The organism is Mesorhizobium sp. M1E.F.Ca.ET.041.01.1.1 (assembly GCF_003997355.1).
In the GTDB taxonomy this organism is placed as follows: Bacteria; Pseudomonadota; Alphaproteobacteria; order Rhizobiales; family Rhizobiaceae; genus Mesorhizobium.
The window spans coordinates 1-2,075 of sequence record NZ_RZSL01000833.1; the positions used below are offsets into that span (position 1 = coordinate 1).

3 protein-coding genes are annotated in these 2,075 nt (G+C 63.1%); 2 read left to right on the forward strand and 1 reads right to left on the reverse strand.

All coding sequences use genetic code 11. The annotated features are described in order from the left end of the window. The coding region (rpsL, locus tag EOA38_RS34790; RefSeq protein ID WP_127301355.1) for a 30S ribosomal protein S12 at positions 1-325 on the reverse strand (325 nt) is incomplete at its 3' end. Positions 326-805: 480 nt separating this feature from the next. Here rpsL and EOA38_RS34800 point away from each other — a divergent pair. Further along, the gene (locus EOA38_RS34800) at positions 806-1,087 is read left to right on the forward strand and encodes a transcriptional regulator (protein WP_127301357.1); all 282 of its coding nucleotides are present in this window, start codon (positions 806-808) and stop codon (positions 1,085-1,087) included. Between the two features lie 99 nt (positions 1,088-1,186). Then, the coding region (locus tag EOA38_RS34805; protein ID WP_145966229.1) for a Gfo/Idh/MocA family oxidoreductase at positions 1,187-2,075 on the forward strand (889 nt) is incomplete at its 3' end.

The following is a 2,075-nucleotide window of genomic DNA, read 5'->3' on the forward strand; positions in this document are numbered from 1 at the left end:
TTTTCACACCCTGCGTGTCGAGCACGCCGCGGATGATGTGATAGCGGACGCCCGGCAGATCCTTGACGCGGCCGCCGCGGATCATGACCACCGAGTGCTCCTGAAGGTTATGGCCTTCGCCCGGGATATAGCCGATCACTTCGAAACCATTGGTCAGGCGGATCTTGGCCACCTTGCGCAGCGCCGAGTTCGGCTTCTTCGGCGTCGTGGTGTAGACGCGCGTGCAGACGCCCCGCTTCTGCGGGTTCTGCTGCATGGCCGGGACCTTGTTGCGCTTCACCGGCGCCAGGCGCGGCTTGCGGATCAGCTGGTTGACGGTAGGCATTAAACCCTCTTGTCTCTCAATTCCGTGTCTTGCCCTGTCAGGGCCGCTCAAAGCGCCATTTCCATACGTAAATTCGGGCAAAACACCGCGTCTCGCGGTCCTGCCCGAACAAATTGCAGAGGAAGCGGAAGCCGCTTCATGCGCGCCGGAAATGTCTTTTCGCTCGTAAAACGAACCCTGTTTGAGACAAACTCCAAAGCGCGTCGCCTCGGAAAGGCAAGTCTCACATCGGTTCTGACGGGGCGGCTTCTACTCGCAAGGCCACTATCCGTCAACCCCGAAGCAGCAAATATTGCGCCCAATTCGAGGCTTGGCAGCCATGCGGAAAACGCATGTAATTTTCTTGCGTCTTTTTTCAAGAGCGGGGAAGAAAGTGACCGGCTTTCGGCTGTCCTATGCACCGGCTTCATGCCAAAAGGCGGCATGAAGAGGAGAAACCCCCTCACCCGGCCGAATCTCGGCCAAAAAAGGAATCGGCCCGTGAACGACAACGAAGAGCGCCCGGTCACCATCATCACCGGCCGGGTGTGGAAGAAGAAGGGCGGCAAGCCGGAGGGCGTCCATGTGATGCTGGTCGCGCCGGACGACGATTCGGCGGTGCGCCGCGCGCTCGAATCGCTCGCCGCCGAAGGCTATGCCGAGGCCGAGCTCGACCAGATCGGCGACATGGACGGCGCGCCCGACGAGGAGCCGCATCTGTCGGCCTATCAGGGCGCGCTGGAAGGCGAGGTCTCGATCGTCACCTTCGAAGAACCGATCTGATCAACCAAGGCCGCGACGTCGGCAGCAACGCATTATCCCGGCTTGCCGGGCCGCTTCCTCCTGCCTAGAAACATCCACCTCTTCCAATTCGGAGTTCCCATGACCAGCAATCCCATCAGGCTCGGTATCGTCGGCGTGGGAAAGATCGTCCGCGACCAGCACCTGCCCGCCCTGGCGAAGGACGCCGACTACCGGCTTGCGGCCGCGGCCAGCCGCCACGGCAAGGTCGACGGCATTCCGAATTATCCGACGATCGAGGCGATGCTCGACGCCGAGCCCGGCCTGGACGCGGTTTCACTCTGCATGCCGCCGCAGTTCCGTTACGACGCGGCGCGCGCCGCCCTCGAAGCGAAGAAGCACGTCTTCATGGAGAAGCCACCGGGCGCCACCGTCAGCGAGGTCGAAGACCTGAAGGCGATTGCCGCGAAAAACGGCGTCTCGCTCTTTGCGAGCTGGCATTCGCGCTACGCGCCGGCGGTCGAGGCCGCGCGCGCCTTCCTCGCCTCGGCCACGATCAGCTCGGCCGCCATCAACTGGAAGGAAGATGTGCGCCGCTGGCACCCGAACCAGGAATGGATCTGGGCGCCGGGCGGCTTCGGCGTATTCGATCCCGGCATCAACGCGCTGTCGATCGCAACCCACATCCTGCCGCCGATGTTCATCACCTCGGCCGTGCTCGACTTTCCCGAGAACCGCGCGTCGCCGGTGGCGGCGCATGTCACCTTCCGCACCTCGAACGGGCTGCCGGTGACGATGGAACTCGATTGGCTGCAGACCGGCCCGCAGAGCTGGGACATCCTGGCCGAGACGGACAAGGGCAACATGGTGCTTTCGGGCGGCGGCGCAAAGCTCGCCGTCGACGGCAAGATCATCCATGACGAGCCGGAAGCCGAATATCCGATGCTCTACAAGCGTTTCGCCGAGATCGTGCGTGCCGGCGTCTCCGATGTCGACCTCGCGCCGCTGCAGCATGTCGCCGATGCCTTCA